Raw genomic sequence first — 23,424 nt, 5'->3', positions numbered from 1 at the left:
GAATTCATCATGCCGCGATTCATTGAAGGAAAACTGGATGCCACGGGGATCAAGTTCGGTATCATCGTGAGCCGTTTCAACAGCTTTATTGCCGAGCGCCTCCTGGAGGGGGCCATCGACGCCCTGGTCCGCCATGGGGCAGACGAGGCGGCCATCGACGTGGCACGGGTGCCCGGGGCATTCGAGATTCCGCTCACCACCAAGAAAATGGCCCAGTCAGGGAGCTATGACGCCATTATCTGTCTTGGCGCCGTGATCCGGGGGGCAACCCCCCACTTCGATTTCGTGGCATCCGAGGTTTCCAAGGGAGTTGCCCACGTGTCGCTGGAAACCGGCGTACCGGTCGCCTTCGGCGTGCTCACCACCGACACCATCGAGCAGGCTGTGGAGCGGGCGGGCACCAAAGCCGGCAACAAAGGTTTCGACGCCGCCATGACAGCCATAGAAACTGCCCGCCTCTTCCGGGAGTTCCGCTAGTGGGAGCCCGACGCCTGGGGAGAGAGATCGCCCTCCAGCTTCTCTATTCCCGCGATTACGCCATCGGCGAGGCATCATCCATCATGGAGATGGTCTTTGACGAGGCCGAACCGGGGACCGCTGCGGGGCGCGCCTTTTCCGACGAGCTGGTTCGAGGAGTTCTGGAGCACCGTGAGGCAATCGACTCAAAGATTTCCGAGAAGTCGAAGAACTGGACCATCTCCCGCATGGCCAAGGTGGACCTGAACATTCTCCGGCTAGCAGTTTTCGAGCTCCTCTATCGGGACGACATCCCCAAGAACGTCACCATCAACGAGGCAATCGAGGTGGCGAAGAAATTTGGCACCGAGGAGTCGCCGGCTTTCATCAACGGCATCCTTGACGAAGTCGCCTCGGCCCTTCCCGACAAGGGGTAGGGCATCCTATCCATTGCGTCGATTCATTTCCACACTGAGCGAGGACGTATGAACGAGATCAAGGTAGGCCTTCTCGGCCTGGGGACCATCGGCACCGGAGTCGCCAAGCTGCTCATGAATAATGCCGATCTGATTGCCGCCAAGGTGGGTGCCCGGATTACCCTGAAAAAGATCGCCGACCTGGATATAACCACCGACCGGGGCATCACCCTTCCCGCAGGCATTCTCACCACCAACGCCGACGAAGTGCTCACCGATCCGGAGATCAGCGTGGTGATCGAGCTGATCGGCGGATACGAACCTGCCAAGCGCTTCGTACTCAAGGCCATCGAAAACGGCAAGCATGTGGTTACCGCCAACAAGGCGCTTCTGGCGCTTCACGGCGACGAGATTTACCCGGCCGCGGCCCGCAAGGGGGTCGAGGTGCTCTTCGAAGCAGCGGTTGGAGGGGGCATCCCGGTGATTTCCGCCATCCGGGGTAATATGGCCGCCAACAACTTCTCTACTATTTTTGGTATCTTGAATGGCACCTGCAATTACATACTTACCCGAATGACCAAGGAGGGGGCCGACTTCGCCGAGGTGCTCAGGAACGCCCAGGAGCTTGGCTACGCCGAGGCAGACCCCACTTTCGACATCGAAGGGGTGGACACGGCCCACAAGCTGGCCCTCCTCGTTTCCCTCTGCTTCGGTACCCGCGTCACCTTCGGCGACATCCACACCGAGGGGATCAGTTCCCTGTCGTCGGTGGACATCAAGTTTGCCCGGGACTTCGGGTACAAGATCAAGCTTCTGGCCATCGGCAAGCGCGACGGCGACCGGGTTGAAGCCCGGGTTCATCCCACCATGATCCCGGTCAACAATCCCCTGGCCGACGTGGACGGGGTCTTCAACGCCATTCGCTTCACCGGTGACTTCATCGGCCCGGTCATGTTCTACGGCCGCGGCGCCGGCATGGACCCGACTGCCAGTGCCGTGGTGGGCGACATTATTGACGTTGCCCGCAACATCATGGCCGGCATCGGCCGCCGTTGCGCCCCCCTCGGCTACCGCGACGAGGCGGTCGCCACCCTGACGCTCAAGCCCATGGGAGAAATCGAGAGCAAGTACTATATCCGCTTCAGCGCCGTGGACAGGCCCGGCGTTCTGGCGAAGATCTCCGGGGTCCTCGGCAGGTACAATATCAGCATCGAGTCCATGGTCCAGAGCGCCCGCATGGCCGGGGAAGAGGTTCCCATCGTGATCATGACCCATGAGGCCTTCGAACGCGACGTGAGGAAAGCTCTGGACGAGATCGACACCTTCGACATCATCACCCAGAAAAGCCAGCTCATCCGGATTGAGGATAATCTGGAATAGGCGGAAGTGACTACGATGGAATAAAGGAAGGCGGCCCGAAACGGCCGCCTTTTTTCATGGTTCGAGGCACACGGCGGTGGTACCCTGCGGGGGCATGAGCTGGTGGAAGTAGTGGATCGACGCATAGCGTTCAGAGGGAAGGGGATGAACCGTGGAACTGAACCGGCTCACGTAGATGAGGTGGCGGATACCGAAGGTTTCGGCCGTGCCGAGGTTTGTCTCGCTGTCTTCACCAAGCATGGTCCGGGCCGGGTCGTAGGGCACGGTCTGCTGGAGCTTCCCCCAGAAGGCGACCTCCTCCTTGGGGAGGCCGATGTCGTGGGCCGAGACGATGCCGGTGAAGTAGGGACCGAGGCGGGTTTTGCGCATCTTGAGGTCGAGGGTCTTGCCGTGGGCGTTGGTGACGAGCCAGATCTGCTTGCCATGCTGCCGGAGAAAAAGAAGGAACTCCACCACGCCGGGATGGACGGCAATGAGGTGTTCCACTTCAAGCTTCAGAAGAGGGATGTCGAGCCCGAGACGGTCGGACCAGTAGTCGAGATCGGTCCAGTTGAGGGTCCGTTCCTGGGAGCGGAACAGGGCATAGAGGGACTCCTTGGCCGTGCCGAGGGGGATGCCGTTTTGGGCCGCGTAACGCTTCGGCACATGCTCCATCCAGAAGTGATCGTCGAAATGGCGGTCCAGAAGGGTGCCGTCCATGTCGAGGAGAACGGTGTCGATATGGTTCCAGTCAATGATCATTGATGGTCAGTCAACAATGGAAAAGGCCCTCACAGGGCCCTTTCCTCAATGAATGCTTTGATGGCATCCCGGTCCGCGTCGAGCACCTCGCATCGGCTTGGGAGCTCTTCAATCCCTTCGAGAGATGGGGGCCGAGGCGGCTCGAAGCCCACGGCCCGGACCACCGCGTCGGCAAACTTGGCCGGGTGCGCCGTGGCGAGACAGACGACGGGAGTGCCGTCCTGCACGAGTTCCAGAGCCGCCTTGACGCCGACTGCCGTGTGGGGATCGAGAATGTAGCCGGTCTCCCGGTGGAAGGCAGCGATTGTCGCGATGGTCTCCTCCTCGTTCACCGAGCAGGAGAGAAAATCCCCCCCCACCTGCTCCATTTCGTCTTCGGTGAAGGCAATCCGACCCGTGGTAGGGAGAGCGGTAAACGCCTCGCGGACCCGGCCGGGGTTCTCGCCGAAAAGATAATAGACGTACCGTTCGAAGTTGGAGGCCAACTGGATATCCATGGAGGGGGAAACAGTCGAGACCACGTCACCAAGGGAGTAATCGCCTCCGTTGATGAAGCGGGTGAGGATATTGTTCTCGTTGGTTGCCAGGAGCAGCCGCCTGACCGGCAGTCCCATCCGCTTTGCCACGAAGCCGGCGAAGATGTCGCCAAAGTTGCCGGTCGGCACCGAGAAAACAACCTCTTGGCCAAAGGGTTTTGCCACCCGAAAGTAGGCGTAGAAGTAGTAGACCACCTGAGCCAGCACCCGGGCCCAGTTGATGGAGTTCACGGCGCCCAGGGCATGCTTCTCCTTGAAGGGGAGATCGGTAAAGAGGTTCTTCACGATGTTCTGGCAATCGTCGAAGGTACCACGCGCAGCGATGTTATGAACGTTCGGATCGAGGACCGTGGTCATCTGCAGGGCCTGGACCGGCGAGGTCTTTCCCTGGGGATGGAGAATGAAGATGTTGATATTCTCCTTCCCCCGCACGCCGTAGATGGCAGCGCTGCCGGTGTCTCCCGAGGTGGCGCCGACGATGTTCATCTTTTCCCCGCGCTCCTTCAGCAGATACTCAAAGAGATTACCAAGGAGCTGCAGTGCCACATCCTTGAAAGCAAGGGTAGGCCCGTGGAAAAGCTCCAGGATGTGGACGCCGTCCTGCTTCACCACCGGCGTGATCTCAGGGTGAACAAAGGTGGTGTAGGAGCGGTCGATGAGTTCCTTCAGGTCAGCGGCCGGGATGTCGTCGGCAAAGAGTGATATCACGTTGAACGCCAGGTCCTGGTAGGAAAGCGTTCGCCACGATTCGAGGGTGTTACGGTCGATTGCCGGGATGGTCTCCGGCAGCAGAAGCCCGCCGTCGGTGGCGAGCCCCATCATGACCGCGTCCTTGAATCCTATGGGGGCAATGGCGCCCCTGGTGCTGATATAGTTCATGATTGGTCAATCTCCGCAATGTGTAGTGCCAGGCCGGGGCATCTTACCAGCAAACCCGCGAAAAGGGAAGGGGGCGGACCGCTGCCGCAACGGGTCTTCTCGCGGGTTGCGTGAGTATGGTAGTATTGAAGGCAGTCCACGTCGATTATTTGAAAGGCTTACTCCCATGAACCTTGCAAAACGGGCCGAGATGCTCCATGTCATCGACACCCTGGCCACCCACTACCTGAAGGGGAAGGTGCGGGCGGTGCGGTTGTCGGTCATTGCCCTCCTTTCCGGGGGGCACATCCTCCTGGAGGATATCCCCGGCCTCGGCAAGACGACCCTGGCCCTGGCCCTGGCCAGGGGACTGGGGCTCTCCTTCGGCCGGGTCCAGTGTACGAGCGATCTCCTCCCCACCGACATCACGGGGCTCTCCATCTTCAACCGGAAAGAGAGCCGGTTCACCTTCATTCCGGGGCCGATCTTCAACAACGTGGTGCTCGTGGACGAGATCAACCGGGCCATGCCCAAGACCCAGAGCGCGCTCCTGGAGGCCATGGAAGAACGGAAGGTGACCGTGGAGGGGACAACCCATCCCCTGCCGGGACCCTTTCTCGTCATCGCCACCCAGAACCCCGTGGAGCAGGTGGGGACCTACCCGCTCCCCGAGTCCCAGCTCGACCGCTTCATGGTGCGGAGCGGCATTGGCTACCCGCCTGATGCCATCGAGAAGGCGATCATCAAGGGGGGAAGCATCCGGGACGGGATCCAGAGCCTTGCACCACTTGTGACGGCAGACGACATCGCCGAGGCCCAGCGGGCCGTGAAGGAAAACATCTACCTCTCCGACACGGTCGTCGACTACCTCTACGCCATCGTCGCCGCCACGCGGAATCATCCAGCCATGTCGTCGGGCATTTCCACCCGGGGGGCCATCGGCATGGCTGAAACCGCCAAGGCCCACGCCTACCTGGAGGGGCGCGACTACGTGATTCCCGAGGACGTGAAAGCCATCGCCGCGCCGGTGGGGGCCCACCGTCTCATCCTCACCATGGAAAACGAAAACCTCGACAAGGGGGAGCTATTAAACGCCGTCCTGAACGCCATTCCGGTTCCGCTGGCCTGAAACTCACCCGGGCGGGAGCCGCCTACATCGCCATCACGCTCCTGCTCGGTTTCGCCGCGGTCAATACGGGCAACAACCTCCTCTTCCTCGTGGTATCGGCCCTCCTCGGTTTTATGACCGTCTCCGGTATCCTCGGCTGGCTCAACATCCGGTACCTCTCCCTCGCGGTCCGTCTTCCCGACGAGATCTATGATGGCCAGGAAACCTACGTGTCGCTCCAGGTGGAGAACCACAAGCGGTTTGTTCCCTCGTTTCTGCTGCGGGTGGAGCTCGAAGGAGCATGCGGCGGCTTCCACCTGGTGGACCGCACGGGAAGCGAAACCACTTCTCTGGCAGTGACGTTCCAGGGAAGGGGGCGGAAGGAGCTGAGTCAGGCCGTTGTCAGTTCACCGTTTCCGATCAATTTTTTCATCCGGAGTACGACGCTTCCCCTCAATGCTCATTGCGTCGTCTTTCCCCGTCCGGTACCCTGCGGCCCGCCAGCGGGTCCGGCAGACGGGCGGAGCAGGGGAGTGGTCGAGAGCCGCGGCCGGGGCTACGAGGGGGAAATGGAAACGATTGCCGAGTACACGGGCGTTGAACCGTTGAAGCTCGTCCACTGGCGCCTATCGGCCCGCCACGAGAATCTGAAGGTAAAGCAGCTGACCGCCATGGCCGACGTACCCCTCATGCTCGATCTGGCCAAACTTCCCGGCCGCAGTATGGATGAAAGGCTTTCATGCGGCGTCTGGATCGTTAACCGTTCCATCAGGGCCAACCGGCCGGTGGGGCTCATTGCCGGCTCGAAGGTTTATCGGCCCGACATCTCCCGGTCACATCGGCTAAGGCTCCTCACGGAGCTCGCTCTCCATGGTTCCCGTTAGCTCTCTCATAACGGTCCTCGCCTACGCGGTCGCCATCCTCGGCTACCTGCCGGTGGCGCCCCATGTGGACCTTACGGTCCGGCTCGCCTTTCCCCTGGCCATGGCAGCCGGGATTGTCTTCGACCGTAAAGGTAAATATCCTCTTACCGGCATTCCCTCCACCATCGCCACCATCATTCCCTTCGTTGTCTACCTTCTTCAACTCAGTATGGCGAACCCCGCGGCACCGGTCGTCAACTTCCTGGTGGTGCTCCTCTGTGTACGAATAGTGAACGAAAAGAGCCCCCGCAACCTCCTCCAGACCTTTGCCCTGGCCCTCTTCGCCCTGGCAAGTTCGTCCCTCTTCAGTCTGAGCGCCCTATTCCTCGTCTACCTCTTCCTCCAACTCGCCCTGATTGCCGTTTCCCTTGTGCTCCTCACCTTCCTTTCCGTGGATACGCGCCTGCGCCTTACTCGCCAGGGTCTCTCGCGGGTGGTCGGCGTGGCCCTCGCCATGCCGGCGGCTTCGGTGCCGCTGCTCCTGATCTTTTTCACCATTCTTCCCCGGACCCAGTATCCGCTCCTCAATTTTCTCAATGTCCCGGGAGAACGGGCGGCCGGCTTCAGCGACCGGGTCGAGCCGGGCAAGACTGCGAGCGTAGGAGACGTGAAGACCGTTGCCTTCCGGGCTGAATGCCCGCAGCTTGGCCGCAACGATCTCTACTGGCGGGGAATCGTCTTCGACGCTTTGGCCGGTGCCACCTGGGTGCGAAGCGAGAAGCGCCCCGACGAGGTTCCTGCCGCTCCCAAGGGGAACGAGGTTCGCCAGGTCATCTACCCCGAACCGTCACGAAACGCCTATCTCCTTGCCCTGGATATCCCGACCCGTATGGACGGCGTGCGGGCAAGCCAGGACGCCGACTTCACCTTCACCCGCCGGGTGAGCGGGAGCGGCCGGATACGTTACGAGGCGTGGTCGGTCCTGTCCGATGCCATTCCGGTTCCCCGGGGAATCGACCGTGACCACTACCTGCGCCTCCCTGACCAGGTTTCCCCCCGGATCGCCGCCCTGGCCCGCGGGTTCACGGCTGGCAGCCCGACCGATGCCGAGCGGTTGAGTCGCGTGGAGACATGGTTCACGCAACAGGGATTCCGTTACGCCACCAGCGGACTTGCCGTCGCTGCGGACCCCGTTGACGCCTTCCTTTTCCAGCGGCGGACCGGGCACTGCGAATTCTTCGCCTCATCCTTTGCGACCCTGCTCCGCCTGGCAGGGGTGCCGGCACGTCTTGTGGGAGGATACTACGGCGGCGACTTCAACGAGATTGGCGGCTACTATGTGGTCACCGAAGACCGCGCCCATGTCTGGGTTGAGGCGTTTATCGAGAAGAGGGGATGGGTGAGGATTGATCCGAGCTCCTTTGCCGCCAACTTCGATCGCGCCACCCCTTCCCGCCGCAGTTTTGCCACGAAGCTCGCTGCTTTTGCCGATTCTCTCACCTGGTACTGGAACCAGGCGGTCATAACCTACGACCTACAGAAGCAGGTGGAACTTGTGCGACGCGCCAATCGGCAATTCAGAGGGCTTAACCTTCCCGTCGTCAGCCGGTGGCTCCTTCCGGTTGCCGGTGGCGCCGCTGCCTTTGCCGTTGCGGTCTGGTGGATCGTGACCTTTGGCGGGAGCACCCGCGAAGAGCGACTCTTGAGGCGTTTCCGTGCCCGGATCGAAAAGTCTTACGGCGTCCCCCGTAACCACCGGTCGCGGGGGCTCAAAGAGCTTGCGGATATTGTCAACGACCCGGCCGTAACTGAATTTGCCGCCATCTTTGGTGGGGCAATCTACCGGGATCGGCGACTCACGGCCGAAGAATGCCGGCAACTCTCCCTGCTCGTCAACGCCATCGGCGTCCCGGTCCGGCGAGAGGATGACAAATCGAGCTGACGCCCTGATTTCAGGCGGTTTCGGTCGTTTCATATGCCTTGACAAGGTGGTCTCTTTACTTTAGTTTACAAAGACATTCGTTACCATTTCACCGTAGAATCCGGACAGGCCTTGAGTTCAAAGAAAGAAAAACTTCTCGACAGTGCACAGAAATTCCTCGTGAAGGGTCAACTGGACCGCGCTCTCCGGGAGTACGAACAGGCGGTCACCATTGACCCGAAAGACGTACGGGTTCGACAAAAATACGCCGAGTTGCTGGTGCGCGCAAACCGGAAAGAGGACGCGCTCCGGGAATTCGAGGTGATCGGCAAGTACTATTCAGACAATGGTTTTTACCTCAAGGCGATCGCCGTCTATAAACAGATACAGAAGATTACCCCCTCCAACCTGGATATTTCGCTTACCCTCTGCACCCTCAACGAAAAGCAGGGACTCATCGGCAACGCCCTTGCAGAATACAAACTCGTCTTCGATCAGTACGAGCGGAGCAATCGGCTCGACGACGCCGTGGCAGTCCTTGAAAAGATGCTTGCCGCCGACCGGGAAAACCTGAATATTCGGCTGAAGCTTGCCGATACGCGGTACCGGGCCGGTTTGCTCGATGATTCTTACCGCGACTATACGGAGCTTGCCCGCGAGCTCAGGTCGCGTGGGGACGAATCGGCCTACGGTCGCCTCTGCGAACGGATCGGGAGCCTTTTCCCGGACCGCAAGGACTTTCTCCTCTCCGTCGCCGAACATCACATCAAAGAAGGAAAAGCTGCTGCCGCCATTTCCATCCTCAGACAGATTGTCGGCGATGACCGGTGGAATCCCAACGCGCTCTATCTCCTTGCAGATGCTGCCCGCGCCGCGGGTGATCCGGCCATGGCCAAGGGCGCCTATGGCCAGATCGTCAAACGGTTCCCGGGAGAGGTTGCCGCCATCAAGGGTTTCCTCTTCAGTCTGCGAGCTGAAGGCAATGTGGAAGAAGGGTTACGGGTGCTTCGCCACGTGGAGCCCGATCTCATGGCGGCGGAGCCGGAAACCCTTGAGCAGTTCTATCTCTCCTTCAGGGATCTTGCGCCAGACCATCCAGGTATCACCGAGGGGCTGCGGAGAATACGCGAGGTGGTCGGTCAGCAGGCCGGGCCGTCAGAGGAGTCCGAGGCCCCGGCTGTGTCGTCCCCCGCGATTATGACGATAGAAGAAACTGACGTTATCCCGCGGCCCGCCGAAGAGGATTCTCCCCAGGAAGAGCCCGCTGCCGAGGAGATTCCTTGGGAAGAAGAGATCGACATCTCTTTTGACGATGATGCCTCCACTGATAGAAGCCAGTCAACTGACGGGGAGACATCTGCACCTGCCTTGCTCCTGCACGATGATGGTCTGAATCTTATGGACGTGGACGAGGGAGCGGTCAGGTTTGATGAGCCGGCGCCAGAGGAGACTCATGAGGTTGAAATCGAATTGGCTGATTTCCCGGGGTTAACGGACGATTGGCTTGGCGGAACCGGTGACGGCACTGCGGATCAGCCGGTGGTGGAAGTGTCTGCCGGAGAAGGCTTTTCACTCGATTTCACCGAAGAGGACCTGGATGAAATCATTCCTCCGCAAAACCTTGACTCATCGGTGCCAAAGACAGACAAGTATGGCCTCGACGGTCTCTTCTCCGCCTTCAAAAAGGGGGTTGGCGAGCAGCTCTCCCAGGATGACACCGAATCTCACTATAGTCTCGGTATTGCCTACAAGGAAATGGGGCTTTTCGACGACGCAATCGCCGAATTGCAGTCAGCTGCCCGCGATCCGCGGCGCCGTGCCGACTGTATTACCCTTCAGGGCATCTGTTCTCGGGAGAAGGGGGACTCGGCGAGGGCCGAGGAATTTTTCCGCGCGGGACTCGAGCTTGCGGAGCTTTCAGCCTTGGAGCGGCTTTGCCTCACCTACGAGCTGGCTCTGCTCCATGAGTCGGCCGGCCAGGGGGACCGGGCCCTGGCCGGTTACCGAGAGGTCTTTGCGCTCAATCCCGCTTTCCGGGACACGGCACAGAAGATCGCCCGTCTCCAGTGCGACGACAATTCATTGGAAACGGCCGATTTAGAACTTGTAGATCTTGATGAAGTTGAGGAAGGGGCGGGGTAACTCCCGCCCTTTTTTCGTAGGACCCGCCTGCAGCAGAAGGCGTTCAGGAAAAGAGGAGGCCGCGGGGCGCCATGAGGCGCAACGGTGCCTGAAAGAACTCCCCGGGATAGCTCTCCGGAAGGGGAGGAAGGTGAGACGCGGCCTGGAGGGCATCCAGGATCATCCGGTCGTACTCGTCATTACCCGAACTCTTAACCAGCCGTACATCGAATATCTCTCCGCTTTTCCGAACGATTATTGTGACGAGGGCCTCCCGTCGCCCCGGTTCCACATCGGTGCCGCCCGCCGCCGACCACCACTGTTCGTTGACCCGCTCCACCAGTGCAAAATAGTACTCACGCACATCACCGCGCAGGGTTTCCCCGTCGGCGAGGCTTCTGAAAAAACCCCGTGTGAGGCCAAGGGAGAGGGATGGGCCAGTGGCTTGGGGGGGCGGTTGAGGAGAGACTTCCTCCACGGGAGTCGGCAGAGGTGCCGGAAGGATCTTTTCAGTGGGGGAGGGAAGGACCATCTGTCGCTGCGGAATCGAGGCGGAAGGTTGAACAGCGGTTGTTTTTGGACTTACTTGCGGTAACGGGGTGCTGGCGTCCGACAGGTCAACCATAACGATCTGTTCTGGGGCAAGACGGGCAAGACGACCGGGGAAGAGCACAGCGACGACAGCAAGGGCAAGGTGTAACGCCAGGGAGAGTGTCAGCGTTCTGGCGAACAGGTTCCTGGCAGGCCGGTACAGGGGCGGGTGATGCTCCATCGCGGTTAGGCTCCCAATTGTTGATTGTTGAACGTTGGACAGCGCGCAATGGGAAATTCTAGCAAAGTATCCTGAAGGATGGCAAGCGAAAGGGGGCCTCACGGCCCCCTTATTGTTTCTGCGATACAGGTGATGAGTACTTACGAGTTCTGGGCGTCTACCACGGCGATTGCGGCCATGTTAACGATGTCGGTCACATCGTCACCCCGCTGGAGGACGTGAACCGGCTTCTGCATTCCCATGAGGAGCGGCCCAATCGCTTCGGCCCCGCCCAGGTGGTGGAGAAGCTTGTAGCAGATGTTTCCGGAGTTGAGGTCGGGGAAGATCAGGATGTTGGCCGCTTCCTTGACGGATGCAAAAGAGAAGCTCTTCTGCAGGATCTCCGTAACAACAGCGGTGTCCGACTGCATTTCGCCGTCAACGATGAGATCCGGAGCCTTTTGCTTGACGATCTCAACGGCCCGCTTGACCTTCTGGGCCTGGGGGTGGTTAACCGAGCCGAAGTTCGAGAAGGAGAGCATGGCAACCGTCGGCTCGATGTCGAGCATGCGGACTTTTTCCGCGGCAAGAATGGCGGTTTCGGCCAGTTCCTCAGGAGTCGGCTCGATGCAGACCGTGGTGTCGGCCATGAAATAGATCCCCTTCTTGAAGACCATCATGTAGAGACCGTGGACGCTGGACAGGCCGGGCTGCTTGCCGATGACTTCCAGTGCCGGGCGGATGGTCTCGGGATAGTGGGTATCGATGCCGGAGAGGAGGCTATCCGCATCACCCATATGCACCATCATGCAGCCAAAGTGGGTGCGGGATTTTCGGGTCATGATCCGCCGGGCTTCGGAGAGGGTGAGGCCCCTGCGTTGCCGCAGGCGGTAGAGCTCCTGGGCATATTCTTCAGACCGCTCGAAGGTGGCCGGGTCGATGATCTGCACACTGCCGTTCAAGTCGAGACCCAGTTCAGCCATGTTTGCCCTGATCTTGTCCTGGTTACCGATGAGGATCGGTTTGGCAATCTCTTCTTCAATGAGGATCTGGGCCGCCCTGAGGATCTTTTCGTTGTCCCCCTCGGGGAAGACGATCTTCTTGGGATCGTTTTTGGCCTTGTTGATGATTATGCGCAGGGTTTCTTTTGCTTTCCCCTGGAGCGACTCAAGGTGCTCGACGTACTTCTCCATGTCCTCGATGGGCTGGCGGGCCACTCCCGATTCCATGGCTGCCTTGGCGACCGCCGGTGCTACCCGCAGGAGGGCCCGGGGGTCGAAGGGTTTCGGGATGATATAGTTGCGGCCAAAAGAAAACTTGACGTTGCCGTAGGCGCGACAGACCGAGTCGGGGCACTCCTCACGGGCCAGTTCGGCCAGGGCGAACACCGCAGCCTTCTTCATTTCTTCGTTGATGGTGGTGGCCCGGACATCGAGAGCGCCGCGGAAAATGAAGGGGAATCCGAGGACGTTGTTGACCTGGTTCGGATAGTCGGAGCGGCCGGTGGCGATGAGCACGTCGCCGCGCACGGCATGGGCCTCTTCCGGCGTGATTTCCGGATCGGGGTTGGCCATGGCGAAAATGACCGGGTTGGCGGCCATCTTGCGCACCATGTCCTGGGTGATTGCCCCTTTGGACGAGAGGCCATACAGTACGTCTGCCCCTTCGACGGCCTCTTCCAGCGTGCGAAGCGGCGTGTCCACCGCAAAGCGTTCCTTGTACTTGTTCATCCCCTCGGTGCGCCCCTTGTAGATGACCCCCTTGGTATCGCACATGATCAGGTTTTCTTTTTTCAGACCCAGGGAGATGGCCAGATTGGCGCAGGCAATGGCAGAGGCACCAGCCCCGTTCACCACAAGCCGTATTTCATCGAGTTTCTTGCCGATAAGCTCAAGAGCATTCATGAGACCCGCGGCGGAAATGATGGCAGTGCCGTGCTGGTCGTCATGGAAAACCGGGATATTCATGGTTTTCTTGAGTTCTTCCTCGATATAGAAGCACTCGGGGGCCTTGATGTCCTCCAGGTTGATCCCGCCAAAGGTGGGCTCCAAGAGTTGACAGACCTTGATGACTTCATCGGGATCTTCGGAATTTACCTCAATGTCGAAAACATCAATATCGGCGAAACGCTTGAAAAGGACCCCTTTACCTTCCATGACCGGCTTGCCGGCAAGGGCGCCGATGTTCCCAAGGCCCAGGACCGCGGTGCCGTTGGAGAGGACTGCGACCAGATTCCCTTTTGCGGTGTACTTGTAGGCATCTTCGGGATTCTTCTCGATCTCGAGACAGGGCTCGGCAACGCCGGGGGAGTAGGCGAGGGAGAGATCCCGCTGGGTCAGGCACGGCTTCGAGGCAACGACTTCAATCTTTCCTTTGCGTCCACTCGAATGGTAATCCAAGGCATCCTGTTTTTTACTCATGCTGGTCCTTGCTCCTTTCTTCGTTGGGGGCTCAATTTTTATTCACGGTAAAAATAGTTTCGCGTTGTTGAGCCGCTATTACAGGGTTCTATTCTATAGATTTCTCATAAATTATGTCACCTTAGACCGTGTTTTGCCTTTTTGTCAAGGGCAAATTACAGTGTCGCTAAAAAAACATTTTACTCAGCAGGCGGATCGTCAATATAACGTGAAAGCTTGTATTTGGAGCGAAATTCGATGATAATTTCTGGGTTGTCACACTTAGATTATCTCGGGGCAGGGGGAAGCGATGGAGAGGATATGGGCGCCCTGGCGCATGGATTATATTCTCGATGAAAAACCTCACGGGTGCATCTTTTGTCTGGGTGAACGGAGCGAAGAGGACCGGCAGAATCTAGTCCTTCACAGAACGCCGTTATCCCTGGTTATGCTCAACCGTTATCCCTACACGAATGGCCACCTGATGGTGGCGCCCCGGCGCCATACGGCGGATTTGGATGCCCTGTCGAACGACGAGATGCTCGACCTCTTCCGGACCGTCAGGCTCTGTCGCGGCGTCCTTGAGGAAGAGGCTTCACCCCAGGGGTTCAATATCGGGCTTAATCTCGGCCGCGCAGCCGGCGCCGGGATCGAGGACCACCTCCATATCCACGTCGTCCCCCGTTGGAATGGCGATTCGAATTTCATGACGGTCGTTGCTGATGTGCGTGTCGTCCCCGAGGGACTTCTGACCGCCTACGACCGCCTTTATCCCCATTTCGCGACCCCGTGGCATGAGTCGCCAGGAGATCTTCTGAATGGATGAAATCAGCGACCGCGCCTACATCGGCATAGACGTCGGAGGGACCAATCTCCGCATGGCCCTCGTGGACGAGCAAGGTGTCATCATCCATAAAACCAAATCCCGGACCGAAATCCATCATGGCCGGCAGGCTTTCTTCTCGCTCCTCGGCAGAGGCATCGAGTCCCTACTGCGCATTGCCAGGGACAACGGCAGGGAGACGGTGGCCGTGGGGGTAGGGGTTCCGGGACTCATCGCCAACAACGGCCACGTGCATGTCTCGGTGAATCTCCCCCCCCTGGACGGCTTGAACCTGCGGGATGAACTCCAGGCTATGACCGGACTCCCCACAGTGGTGGCAAACGATGTGAACGCGTTTGCTTTCGGAGAGAGTGTTTACGGCGCAGGGAGAGGGTACAGGTCGTTCCTGATGGTGACCCTCGGCACTGGCGTCGGCGGCGGGTTGATACTCGATGGGAAGATCTGGACCGGCATCGACGGCGTGGCGGGGGAGTTCGGCCACATGACCGTGGAGCCTGAAGGAAAACCCTGCCCCTGCGGCAACCATGGCTGCCTCGAGCAGTACGCATCCGCAAGCGCCCTGGTGACTGCAGCCAGAGAGGTCATGTCTCGACAGGGCTCTATCCTGCTGGCAGGACACCGGCTCGACGGCATAACCACCAAGATGGTTGCCGATGCCGCGCGGGAAGGGAATCCGACTGCGCTGTCCCTCTTCGCCGAGGCCGGACGGTATTTGGGGATAGCGGCCGCGTCCGTTGCCAATCTCCTCAATCTTGAAGCGCTCATCATCGGAGGCGGAGTCGCCGCTAGCTTTGACCTTCTTCAGGAAAGCATCGAGCGGGAGATTCTCGGGAGGGCGTTTCCGATTCCTGGCAGACGACTGCGAATCGATCGGGCCACCTTGGGAGACGATGGCGGTTTCCTCGGCAGCGCGGCACTGGTAATGAACCATTATCAAAAGGGAAACCCATGAAACGAAAAATCGGCATCCTGACCGGAGGGGGCGACTGCCCCGGCCTCAATGCAGTCATCCGGGGCGTTGTGAAAAGCGCCATCATCGGGAGAGGGTGGGAGGTGGTCGGTATCGAGGACGGATTCGACGGTCTCCTCTACGACCGGAGCCCCAGGCCCCTGGGGCTCAACGATGTGCGGGGGATTCTGCCGCGGGGCGGAACGATCCTCGGCACCTCTAACCGGGGCAATCCCTTTTCCTACCCCATGGAAGTGGACGGCAAGACAGTGCTGACCGATGTCTCCGACCGGGTGGTGGCGCGGATCAGAGAGATGGGCATCGACGCCCTCGTGGCGGTGGGGGGCGACGGCTCCCTCAAGATCGCCCTTGAGCTGATGAAGAAGGGGGTGCCGGTCGTCGGCGTACCGAAAACCATCGACAATGACCTCATGGAAACCGACGTCACCTTCGGTTACAACACGGCCCTGGAAACCGCCACCGATGCCCTCGACAAGCTCCATTCCACGGCGGAGAGTCATCATCGGGTCATGATTATGGAGGTCATGGGACGCTATGCCGGCTGGATAGCGCTCGAATCGGGCATCAGCGGCGGGGCCGACGTGATTCTCATCCCCGAGATACCCTTCGACCTTAAAACCGTCTGCAATTCCATTGATGCACGGCGGCGCCGGGGAAGCAAATTCAGTATCGTGGTGGCGGCCGAAGGGGCCTATCCGCGGGGCGGTTCACGGGTCGTACAGAAGAAAGCCGACGAGACCACTGCAATCGAGCGACTCGGCGGCATTGGCGGTTTCGTGGCCCATGGGCTCACCTCCTGTCTCGACATGGACATCCGGGTGACGGTCCTTGGCCATCTCCAGCGGGGAGGATCGCCTTCCACCTTTGACCGTTGCCTCGGGAGCCGTTTCGGCATCGGCGCTGTCGAGCTCATCGAAAAGGAGCAGTACGGGGAGATGATCTGCCTCAGGGGGAGGGCCATCCGATCCGTTCCCATCGAAAAGGCGGTCCGCAAGCTCAAACTCGTTGATCCCAAGGGGCAAATGGTGACCGCTGCCAAGGAGTTGGGAATCAACGTCGGAAGGGAGTGATAATTGACTTTGACGACCCTGCACTATAGAGTGCAGAGATATTTCTCTGAAGAAATTCATGCAGCGGCCGATGTTATTATGTAGCATCCCTTTTCGGGAACGATTCACATGGAGGGAAACCGTTTATGGATTCCGGGGCTGTCGTGAAGAACAGAAGCTTTCTCTACGGACTTTTCGGATGCATCCTGGGGATCAGTGCCCCCATAGGCTGGACGCTTATCCGCGTTATTTTTTTCGCCGACCCGGAACGGTCCCTCCTGTCGCAGATATTCGGCGACATTGTCAAGTCTCCCTTCAATATGGCGCTCTATGCCTATATGGGGATCGGCACAGCCTGTGTGCTCGCCATCCTCGGTCACTACATCGGCAAGACGAGCGATGAGCTCCACAGCCGCGCCGCGGAACTGGATGTCCTTCATCAGGAGGTCGCCTCCCAAAAGGAGGTCTTTGAGCAACGCTACCGGGCCCTCGACAGCAACATCAAGAATTTCCACCAGATCAGCAGTAAAATCCAGAAATCGATCGATATTGACGGGGTGCTGCGCCTGTGCGCAGAAGGACTCCACGACGTCCTCGGTTATGAGCGGGTCAGTATCCTGATGGCCGATGAGGGGCGCTCCAACCTTTCCTTTGTGGCGTCCGTCGGCACTCCTGACTTCAATCACAAGGGAGTGACCATCCCCATAGATATCCGCAGCGGGGTCATCTTCAAGTGTTTTGCCGATCGGCAGATCTACATGATAGACGATATCAGCTCCTATCCGTCTGACTTCCGGCTCAAGCCCCCCTATGATGCGATCCGGGCGCTCCGCTCCAGGAGCTTCGTCCTCTGTCCCATCATTGTAAAGGGAGAGACCGTGGGGATCTTCGGCATCGACAACCGGCAGAGCAGGCGCTCACTGAACGATACCGACGTGGACACTATCAAGCTGTTCGCCGATCAGGCCGCGTCGGCCATCGTGAGGATTAACCTTCTCAGGGCCATAGGAACGCTCACCTCTGAGTTGGAAACCACCTTCTCCGACCTGCTCAAGAACCGTGATCACTACTCCCGCTATGTGATGAACCTCAAGGACGCAGTCAACTCCGTTGCCGACGGCACCGCCCATATCGCATCCGCAGCCGAAAGCGTCCTTGCCTCCGTTGACGAGACGAGCTCCTCCGTGAGCAATATCTACGTATCCATCGAACAGGTGACGAAAAACCTGGACTACCTCTCAGAATCCATCGACAAGTCTGCATCGGCCATGGAAGAACTCAACTCCACCATCAAGAACGTGGAGCAGAGTGCCGCCATTTCCCACCAGGTGTCCAGCAAGGTGAAAGAAGAGGCCGACAGCGGCAGGCGGGTAGTGAAGGAAACCGTTGCGTCACTTGCCGAGATCCAGCGCTCGGTCGGGCTCTCCTTCGACGCCATGAAGCGGCTCACCGAAAACAGCGGCCGAATCGAAAGCATCGTCGGCGTCATCAACGACATCACCAAACGGACCAATCTCCTGGCGCTCAACGCCTCCATCATTGCGGCCCAGGCGGGTGAGTACGGCAAGAGCTTCGGCGTTGTTGCCGACGAAATCCGCAACCTCTCGCTCCAGACCGGCCAGTCCACCGGCGAGATCACCGGCATCATCGAGGAGATCATGAATGAATCCCGGAGCGCGGCCCAGAACATCTCAGCCTCCAAGGAGCTGGTGCAGAAGGGAGTGGAGCTGGGCGGCGTCATGGGGCAATCGCTACAGGTGATCCACGAAAGTTCGGCCCGCTCCATGGACATGACCCACGAGATTAAGACCGCCACCGAGGAGCAGGCCCGAAGCGTCCAGCTTGTCACCCATTCCATCGAGAACGTAAGCAGCATGAGCTCCCAGATCTTCAAGGCCTCCAAGGAGCAGTCCGACGCTGCCATGAGCATTGTCCGATCCGTTGACACCATCAAGGAGATGACCCAGGAGATGGTGCGGGCGACTGTCAAACAGGTGGAGGACGGCAGCGAGATCAAGCAGTCGGTGGAGGCCGTCGGCGAGATGGTCACCAAGATTTTCCAGGATATGGAGGTCCGCCGCGGAGAAAGCAGCGCCGTGGTAAGCGAACTTGAGATGATGAAGAAGATTGCCGGTTAATCTGATTTTTCTTCGCATGCACCGAACCGGTAATTGAAATATTGTATGGACAGCGTCGTCCGATTTGTGCTACCAATAACCGTGTTTTAAAATGATGGCCCGCAACACTGGCGGAGCCGAAAATCTGTTCACGACAAATTGATACTGCCTGGATTCGCAAGAACCGGGACGGATGGCAATAGCCGCAACGACAGGGGGGGCACTCTCTTCCCTTGGTCTTGTCACATGCGCCTCCGGAACCCCGGTGGCGCATTTTATTTTGAGTGGAGTTCCCGTGAATCCTAAGAAGACAATCCTCGATATCCAGAAGATGAAAGCGACGGGGGAGAAGATAACCGTCCTCACCAGCTATGACTACCCCTTAACTCGCGTCATGGATGATTGCGGCATCGATGTGATCCTTGTCGGCGACTCGGTCGGCGTCGTGTTTGGCGGGTACGATAACACCCTGCCGGTGACGATGGACGAAATGATCTATCATACCCGAGCTGTGGTGCGGGCACGGCCCAAGGCCCTCGTGGTCGCCGATATGCCGTTTCTTTCCTACCAGACCGACCTTCGTGATGCCCGTATCAACGCCGGCCGTTTAGTGAAGGAGGCAGGAGCGGAAGCGGTCAAACTGGAGGGGGGGACCCACGTTGCCGCCACTATCCGTGCCATTGTCGATATGGACATCCCGGTCATGGCCCACATCGGCCTCACCCCCCAGTCGATCCACCGGATGGGGGGATTCAGGGTCCAGGGAAAGAAGGAGGAGCAGGCTCAGCGGCTCATTGAAGATGCCAAGGCCGTGGAAGAGGCCGGTGCCTTCGCCGTGGTCCTGGAGGGGATTCCGCTGAGGCTCGCGGAACGAATCACCGCAGATCTTTCCATACCAACTATCGGCATCGGCGCGGGGCCCCACTGCGACGGCCAGGTGCTTGTTATCCACGATATCCTCGGCCTGTGCGAAAAATACTCCCCAAAATTCGTGAAACGTTACGCGGATGCCGGCGCCCTTATCGCCGGGGCGGTTTCCTCATACATTGCCGACGTGAAGAAAGGAGAGTTCCCCGACGAGGGGCACTCGTTCAGCTGAGATGAGAATCATTGAAACGGTTGTCGAGATGCAGGCCTTTTCCCGGGAAGCCCGGAAGAACGGCAAAACCATTGCCTTGGTCCCGACCATGGGTTACCTCCACGAAGGACACGCCTCCCTTATGGTTGAGGGGAAGAAGCGGGCCGACATCCTTGTGGCAAGCATCTTCGTGAACCCAACCCAGTTTGGTCCCACCGAGGACTTCGACGCCTACCCCCGCGACCTGGAGCGGGACCGGAACGTGGCCGTGGCGGCCGGGGTGGACGTCATTTTCGCGCCAAAGGCGTCAGACATGTACCCCCGGGGCTTCCAGACCTTCGTGGCCGTGGAGGAACTGACACGTCACCTCTGCGGCGCGAGTCGTCCGGGTCACTTCCGGGGGGTCACCACCGTGGTCGCCAAGCTTCTCAATATCGTCATGCCCCACGTGGCCCTTTTCGGCAAGAAGGATTTCCAGCAGCTGGCCGTCATCCGCCGCATGGCTGGCGACATGAACATGGACGTAGAAATCGTCGGCATGCCCATTGTGCGCGAAGCGGACGGCCTTGCCATGAGCTCCCGCAACGCCTACCTGGGTCCGGAGGAGCGAAAGAGCGCTCTCTGCCTCAGCCGTGCGTTGGCTACCGCCCGGGCCCTTTTCCGTGATGGGGAGTGCCGCGTTGCGACCCTGCGGGAGAAGGTGTTGCGGATCATCGGCGAGGTGCCCGGCGCCACCATCGACTACGCGGATTTCCGTGACAGTGAGACCCTTGAGGCAATCGAAACGGCAAACGGGCAGACACTCATAGCCCTGGCCGTAACGATAGGAACAACAAGGCTGATTGACAACTGTATCTTGGGGGAGGAAAATTAACATGGAACGCAGGATGCTGAAGAGCAAGATCCACCGCGCCACGGTCACCGGCGCCGACCTTCACTACGAGGGAAGCGTCACCATCGACCTGGACCTCATGGATGCCGCCGACATCATCCCTTACGAGGCTGTGGCCATCTGGAACGTGACCAATGGCAGCCGGCTGGAGACCTATGCCATCGAGGGCGAACGGGGTTCTGGGGTCATCTGCCTGAACGGTGCGGCAGCCCGTCTCGTGGCGCCGAAGGATCTGGTCATCATCGCCAGTTTCGTGAATATGGATAATAAAGAGGCCCTCAACCACGAGCCGAAGCTTGTTTTCGTGGACGACCAGAACCGGATGCTTTCCACCCGCAAGGAAGTGGCGGGGCAGGGGACACTCAAGAAGGTGGCCTGGTAATGCCAGGCGTTCGCTGAAAGGCGATGGGCAGGGGGATTTCCCCTGTGTCAATTGCCTTAACCCGTTGCCGAGAGGCAGTTCGATGGAACTCTACGCCGCCTCATACCTGCTGCCCATATCATCTCCCCCCATCCCTGGCGGTGCCGTGGCCATCGACAACGGCCACATAGTCGAGACGGGAACGCTTGACGAGCTTCGTTCGCGTCACGGCGGTCCCGTCCACGATTTTCCCGGCTGCGCCATTCTCCCCGGGCTCGTCAACGCACACACCCACCTTGAGCTCACCCACTTCCCTTCCTGGAAGATCCGCAAGGGGATCGACTACTCGCCCCGAACCTATATCGACTGGATCATCCAGGTAATCAAGATCCGACGGGCCCTGACACCCCAGGAACTGGAACTTTCCGTGCGCGAGGGGCTGCGCATCTGCCTCGAAGCGGGAACAACTGCCATTGGGGAGATTGTCACCGACCGCTCGCTCCTCCCCCTCTATGCCGGCTCCTCTTTCACAGGAAGGCTCTTTTTCGAGGCCATTGGCCACGATCCGGTTCGTTGCGCCGAACTCATTTCAGATATCGACACTGCCCTCTCCGCCTTTTCCGGAGGGGCCTTCCTTCCGGGGCTCTCCCCCCATGCACCTCACACCGTTTCCGAGCATCTCCATCGGGATGTCAACCGGTTGGCTGGTGAGCGGAACGTGCCAAGGATGATCCATTTGGCCGAATCACGCGAGGAAAGTGATTTCTTCTTCAATTCTTCAGGAAGGATTGCCGAGATTTTGTATCCCCACGTCCGCTGGGAGCCGTACCTTCCCGCTCCACGACGCACCACCGCCACTGCCTGGCTCGACGGACTCGGCGTTTTGAACGGCCCCATCTCGGCTGTCCACTGTGTCCACCTCACGCCGGCCGACGCCGAAATACTCGCCAAGCGTGGCGTCGGCGTGGTCCTCTGCCCCCGCAGCAACGACAAGCTCGATGTGGGACGGGCACCGGCTGCGCTCCTGAAAAAACTCGGCATCCCCCTTGCCCTCGGCACCGATTCACTGGCCAGCAACGACTCCCTCTCCCTCTGGGACGAAATGCGCTATCTCATTAACCTGTTCCCGGGCGTATTCACTCCTTCGGAAGTGCTTGCCATGACCACCCTCGGATCGGCTCGAAACCTCGCTCTCGCTGACAAGATCGGTTCCCTCGACAAAGGCAAGCGGGCCGACCTTCTCGTCATGAAGCTCCCCGACCAGTACGGCTCTGGCGAGGGGTTGTACGAGGCACTCATTCACTCGGCAGAACTTCTCCATGTTATCCCCTGCGGCAAGCATCCTGCCAGCCCGCAAGCCGTTGTCTAATCATTCACATCCATTATAAGAACCCATAATTACAGTTCTTTTTACTCCTTGCAATGATTTCGCCATATCTGTTACTATCAAAAACATGGGAGAGAAGCTGATTTGCAACAACAAGAAAGCGTTTCACGACTACTTCATAGAAGAGCGGTTCGAAGCGGGGATGGTTCTGAAAGGGACCGAAGTAAAATCGCTGCGAATGGGAAAGGCTAATCTCAACGATTCCTTCGCTTTGGTACGTGACGGCGAAATCTTTCTTCACAATCTCCACATCACTCCCTACGCTTTCGGCAACCGCGAGAATCACGACCCGGATCGATTGCGCAAGCTATTGCTCCACAAAAGCGAGATCGAAAAGCTCTTTGGCAAGATTCGCGAAAAGGGGTACTCGGTTGTTCCGCTCCGCCTCTACTTCAAGAATGGCCTTGCCAAGGTGGAGTTGGGTCTCGCAAAGGGTAAAAAGCTCTACGACAAGCGTGAAGACCTGAAGAAGAAGGATCAATCGAAGGATATGGCCCTGGCACTCAGGGAAAGAAGCAAGAACCAATAAAATCACGGATTCAAGGGGGTGTACAGGTTTCGACGGGGATAGGAAACTAAAGGTTGCATGCCGAGGTCCGGGCTGGCCTCGTAAAAAAGCCCGGGGCGCATTACACGCCGACAATTATAACTACGCCGTAGCAGCTTAATAACCTGTTACCGATCCGCCGAGCCTCTCCTACGGGTGAAGATGGATCGTCATTTAAGTGGGATAGTCAAGGGGAGTGCCTGCGGCCCCAAGGCGAAACCTTAGCAGGATCGCTTTCCGGAAATCCCTGCCAGGGGAGAGTCGGGCGGCTAAATCAATTCCTGGCATAAGCATGTAGACGCCTTCTGTGTATGATCTTCGGACGCGGGTTCGATTCCCGCCACCTCCACCAAGTTTCATGTAACTTGTTGTATTTGCACCTGAAAATGCAGATAAAGAAACCTTGTTTCGACATCCGGTACAAATGCCGGTACAAATCGGAGCGAGGTTTTTTTATGTCCACATACCTTCTTCAACGGCCTTCCGGTTGGTATTACTCCGGCAAATAAACAGAGCAATTAAGATGCATAGGCAGCACAGGGGTGCTCGAAGAACTTTTTCACTTTGGTTCGGTTGTTCTGTAAATGCCGCATATGCTTTCTGGCCTTTGACTCAAGTTGCTTGGCATT

20 protein-coding genes and 1 other RNA gene are annotated in these 23,424 nt (G+C 58.8%); 17 read left to right on the top strand and 4 right to left on the bottom strand.

Features of this window, described 5'->3' with window-relative positions; genetic code table 11:
- Positions 1–9: 9 nt before the first annotated feature.
- Genes ribE through RCH91_RS05080 form a run of 3 tightly spaced genes read left to right on the top strand, consistent with a single transcriptional unit; the run spans position 10 to position 2,252 of the window.
- Positions 10–477, top strand: a complete 468-nt coding sequence (gene ribE, locus RCH91_RS05090) for a 6,7-dimethyl-8-ribityllumazine synthase (RefSeq protein WP_306533490.1) — start codon at positions 10–12, stop codon at positions 475–477.
- Positions 477–893: a transcription antitermination factor NusB gene (gene nusB / locus RCH91_RS05085; protein ID WP_306533489.1), complete on the top strand. Its 417-nt coding sequence runs from the start codon at positions 477–479 to the stop codon at positions 891–893. Before ribE ends, nusB begins: the two co-directional genes overlap by 1 nt.
- Before the next feature lie 48 nt (positions 894–941).
- A complete protein-coding gene (locus RCH91_RS05080) occupies positions 942–2,252 on the top strand; it encodes a homoserine dehydrogenase (protein WP_306533488.1) in 1,311 nt (436 codons plus the stop codon).
- Positions 2,253–2,306: 54 nt separating this feature from the next.
- Here RCH91_RS05080 and yrfG read toward each other — a convergent pair whose 3' ends face one another.
- Both yrfG and thrC read right to left on the bottom strand, forming a co-directional pair.
- Positions 2,307–2,993 (bottom strand): GMP/IMP nucleotidase, encoded by a 687-nt coding sequence (gene yrfG, locus RCH91_RS05075; RefSeq protein WP_306533486.1) that lies wholly within the window; start codon positions 2,991–2,993, stop codon positions 2,307–2,309.
- Positions 2,994–3,022: 29 nt separating this feature from the next.
- Positions 3,023–4,408 (bottom strand): threonine synthase, encoded by a 1,386-nt coding sequence (gene thrC, locus RCH91_RS05070; RefSeq protein WP_306533485.1) that lies wholly within the window; start codon positions 4,406–4,408, stop codon positions 3,023–3,025.
- Positions 4,409–4,574: 166 nt separating this feature from the next.
- On the opposite strand from thrC, the gene RCH91_RS05065 reads away from it, so the two are divergent.
- The 4 genes from RCH91_RS05065 (at position 4,575) to RCH91_RS05050 (ending at position 10,421) form a co-directional block, all read left to right on the top strand.
- Complete coding sequence (locus RCH91_RS05065; RefSeq protein WP_306533484.1) at positions 4,575–5,516, top strand: MoxR family ATPase; 942 nt, start codon at positions 4,575–4,577, stop codon at positions 5,514–5,516.
- Positions 5,517–5,629: 113 nt separating this feature from the next.
- Positions 5,630–6,379 carry a DUF58 domain-containing protein gene (locus RCH91_RS05060; protein ID WP_306533482.1) on the top strand — a complete coding sequence of 250 codons (750 nt, stop codon included), beginning with the start codon at positions 5,630–5,632 and terminating at the stop codon, positions 6,377–6,379.
- A complete protein-coding gene (locus RCH91_RS05055; protein WP_306533481.1) occupies positions 6,366–8,300 on the top strand; it encodes a DUF3488 and transglutaminase-like domain-containing protein in 1,935 nt (644 codons plus the stop codon). The genes RCH91_RS05060 and RCH91_RS05055 overlap by 14 nt, the downstream gene beginning before the upstream one ends.
- A 111-nt stretch (positions 8,301–8,411) precedes the next feature.
- Complete coding sequence (locus RCH91_RS05050; RefSeq protein ID WP_306533479.1) at positions 8,412–10,421, top strand: tetratricopeptide repeat protein; 2,010 nt, start codon at positions 8,412–8,414, stop codon at positions 10,419–10,421.
- A gap of 43 nt (positions 10,422–10,464) precedes the next feature.
- Here the strand turns inward: RCH91_RS05050 and RCH91_RS05045 are convergent, their stop codons facing one another.
- Both RCH91_RS05045 and RCH91_RS05040 read right to left on the bottom strand, forming a co-directional pair.
- A complete protein-coding gene (locus tag RCH91_RS05045) occupies positions 10,465–11,172 on the bottom strand; it encodes an energy transducer TonB (RefSeq protein WP_306533477.1) in 708 nt (235 codons plus the stop codon).
- 140 nt (positions 11,173–11,312) lie between these two features.
- Complete coding sequence (locus RCH91_RS05040) at positions 11,313–13,571, bottom strand: NADP-dependent malic enzyme (protein WP_306533475.1); 2,259 nt, start codon at positions 13,569–13,571, stop codon at positions 11,313–11,315.
- Positions 13,572–13,860: 289 nt separating this feature from the next.
- Here RCH91_RS05040 and RCH91_RS05035 point away from each other — a divergent pair, with 289 nt between their 5' ends.
- The 10 genes from RCH91_RS05035 (at position 13,861) to ssrA (ending at position 23,147) form a co-directional block, all read left to right on the top strand.
- Positions 13,861–14,376: an HIT domain-containing protein gene (locus tag RCH91_RS05035; RefSeq protein WP_306533474.1), complete on the top strand. Its 516-nt coding sequence runs from the start codon at positions 13,861–13,863 to the stop codon at positions 14,374–14,376.
- Positions 14,369–15,346, top strand: a complete 978-nt coding sequence (locus tag RCH91_RS05030) for an ROK family protein (protein ID WP_306533472.1) — start codon at positions 14,369–14,371, stop codon at positions 15,344–15,346. Before RCH91_RS05035 ends, RCH91_RS05030 begins: the two co-directional genes overlap by 8 nt.
- Positions 15,343–16,434, top strand: a complete 1,092-nt coding sequence (locus tag RCH91_RS05025; RefSeq protein WP_306533470.1) for a 6-phosphofructokinase — start codon at positions 15,343–15,345, stop codon at positions 16,432–16,434. Before RCH91_RS05030 ends, RCH91_RS05025 begins: the two co-directional genes overlap by 4 nt.
- 125 nt (positions 16,435–16,559) lie before the next feature.
- Positions 16,560–18,551 (top strand): methyl-accepting chemotaxis protein, encoded by a 1,992-nt coding sequence (locus RCH91_RS05020; RefSeq protein ID WP_306533469.1) that lies wholly within the window; start codon positions 16,560–16,562, stop codon positions 18,549–18,551.
- Between the two features lie 274 nt (positions 18,552–18,825).
- The gene (gene panB / locus RCH91_RS05015) at positions 18,826–19,629 is read left to right on the top strand and encodes a 3-methyl-2-oxobutanoate hydroxymethyltransferase (RefSeq protein ID WP_306533467.1); all 804 of its coding nucleotides are present in this window, start codon (positions 18,826–18,828) and stop codon (positions 19,627–19,629) included.
- 1 nt (position 19,630) lies between these two features.
- Positions 19,631–20,482, top strand: a complete 852-nt coding sequence (gene panC, locus RCH91_RS05010; RefSeq protein ID WP_306533465.1) for a pantoate--beta-alanine ligase — start codon at positions 19,631–19,633, stop codon at positions 20,480–20,482.
- 1 nt (position 20,483) lies between these two features.
- Positions 20,484–20,882 carry an aspartate 1-decarboxylase gene (gene panD / locus RCH91_RS05005; protein ID WP_306533463.1) on the top strand — a complete coding sequence of 133 codons (399 nt, stop codon included), beginning with the start codon at positions 20,484–20,486 and terminating at the stop codon, positions 20,880–20,882.
- Between the two features lie 82 nt (positions 20,883–20,964).
- The gene (locus RCH91_RS05000; RefSeq protein ID WP_306533461.1) at positions 20,965–22,230 is read left to right on the top strand and encodes an amidohydrolase family protein; all 1,266 of its coding nucleotides are present in this window, start codon (positions 20,965–20,967) and stop codon (positions 22,228–22,230) included.
- A gap of 85 nt (positions 22,231–22,315) precedes the next feature.
- Complete coding sequence (gene smpB, locus RCH91_RS04995; RefSeq protein ID WP_306533460.1) at positions 22,316–22,777, top strand: SsrA-binding protein SmpB; 462 nt, start codon at positions 22,316–22,318, stop codon at positions 22,775–22,777.
- Between the two features lie 14 nt (positions 22,778–22,791).
- Positions 22,792–23,147: a transfer-messenger RNA gene (gene ssrA, locus RCH91_RS04990) on the top strand.
- Positions 23,148–23,424 lie beyond the last annotated feature (277 nt).

Origin of the sequence: Geobacter sp. (genome assembly GCF_030834625.1) — a bacterium.
Lineage (GTDB): Bacteria > Desulfobacterota > Desulfuromonadia > Geobacterales > Geobacteraceae > Geobacter.
This window is presented reverse-complemented; position numbering and strand designations above follow the sequence as displayed.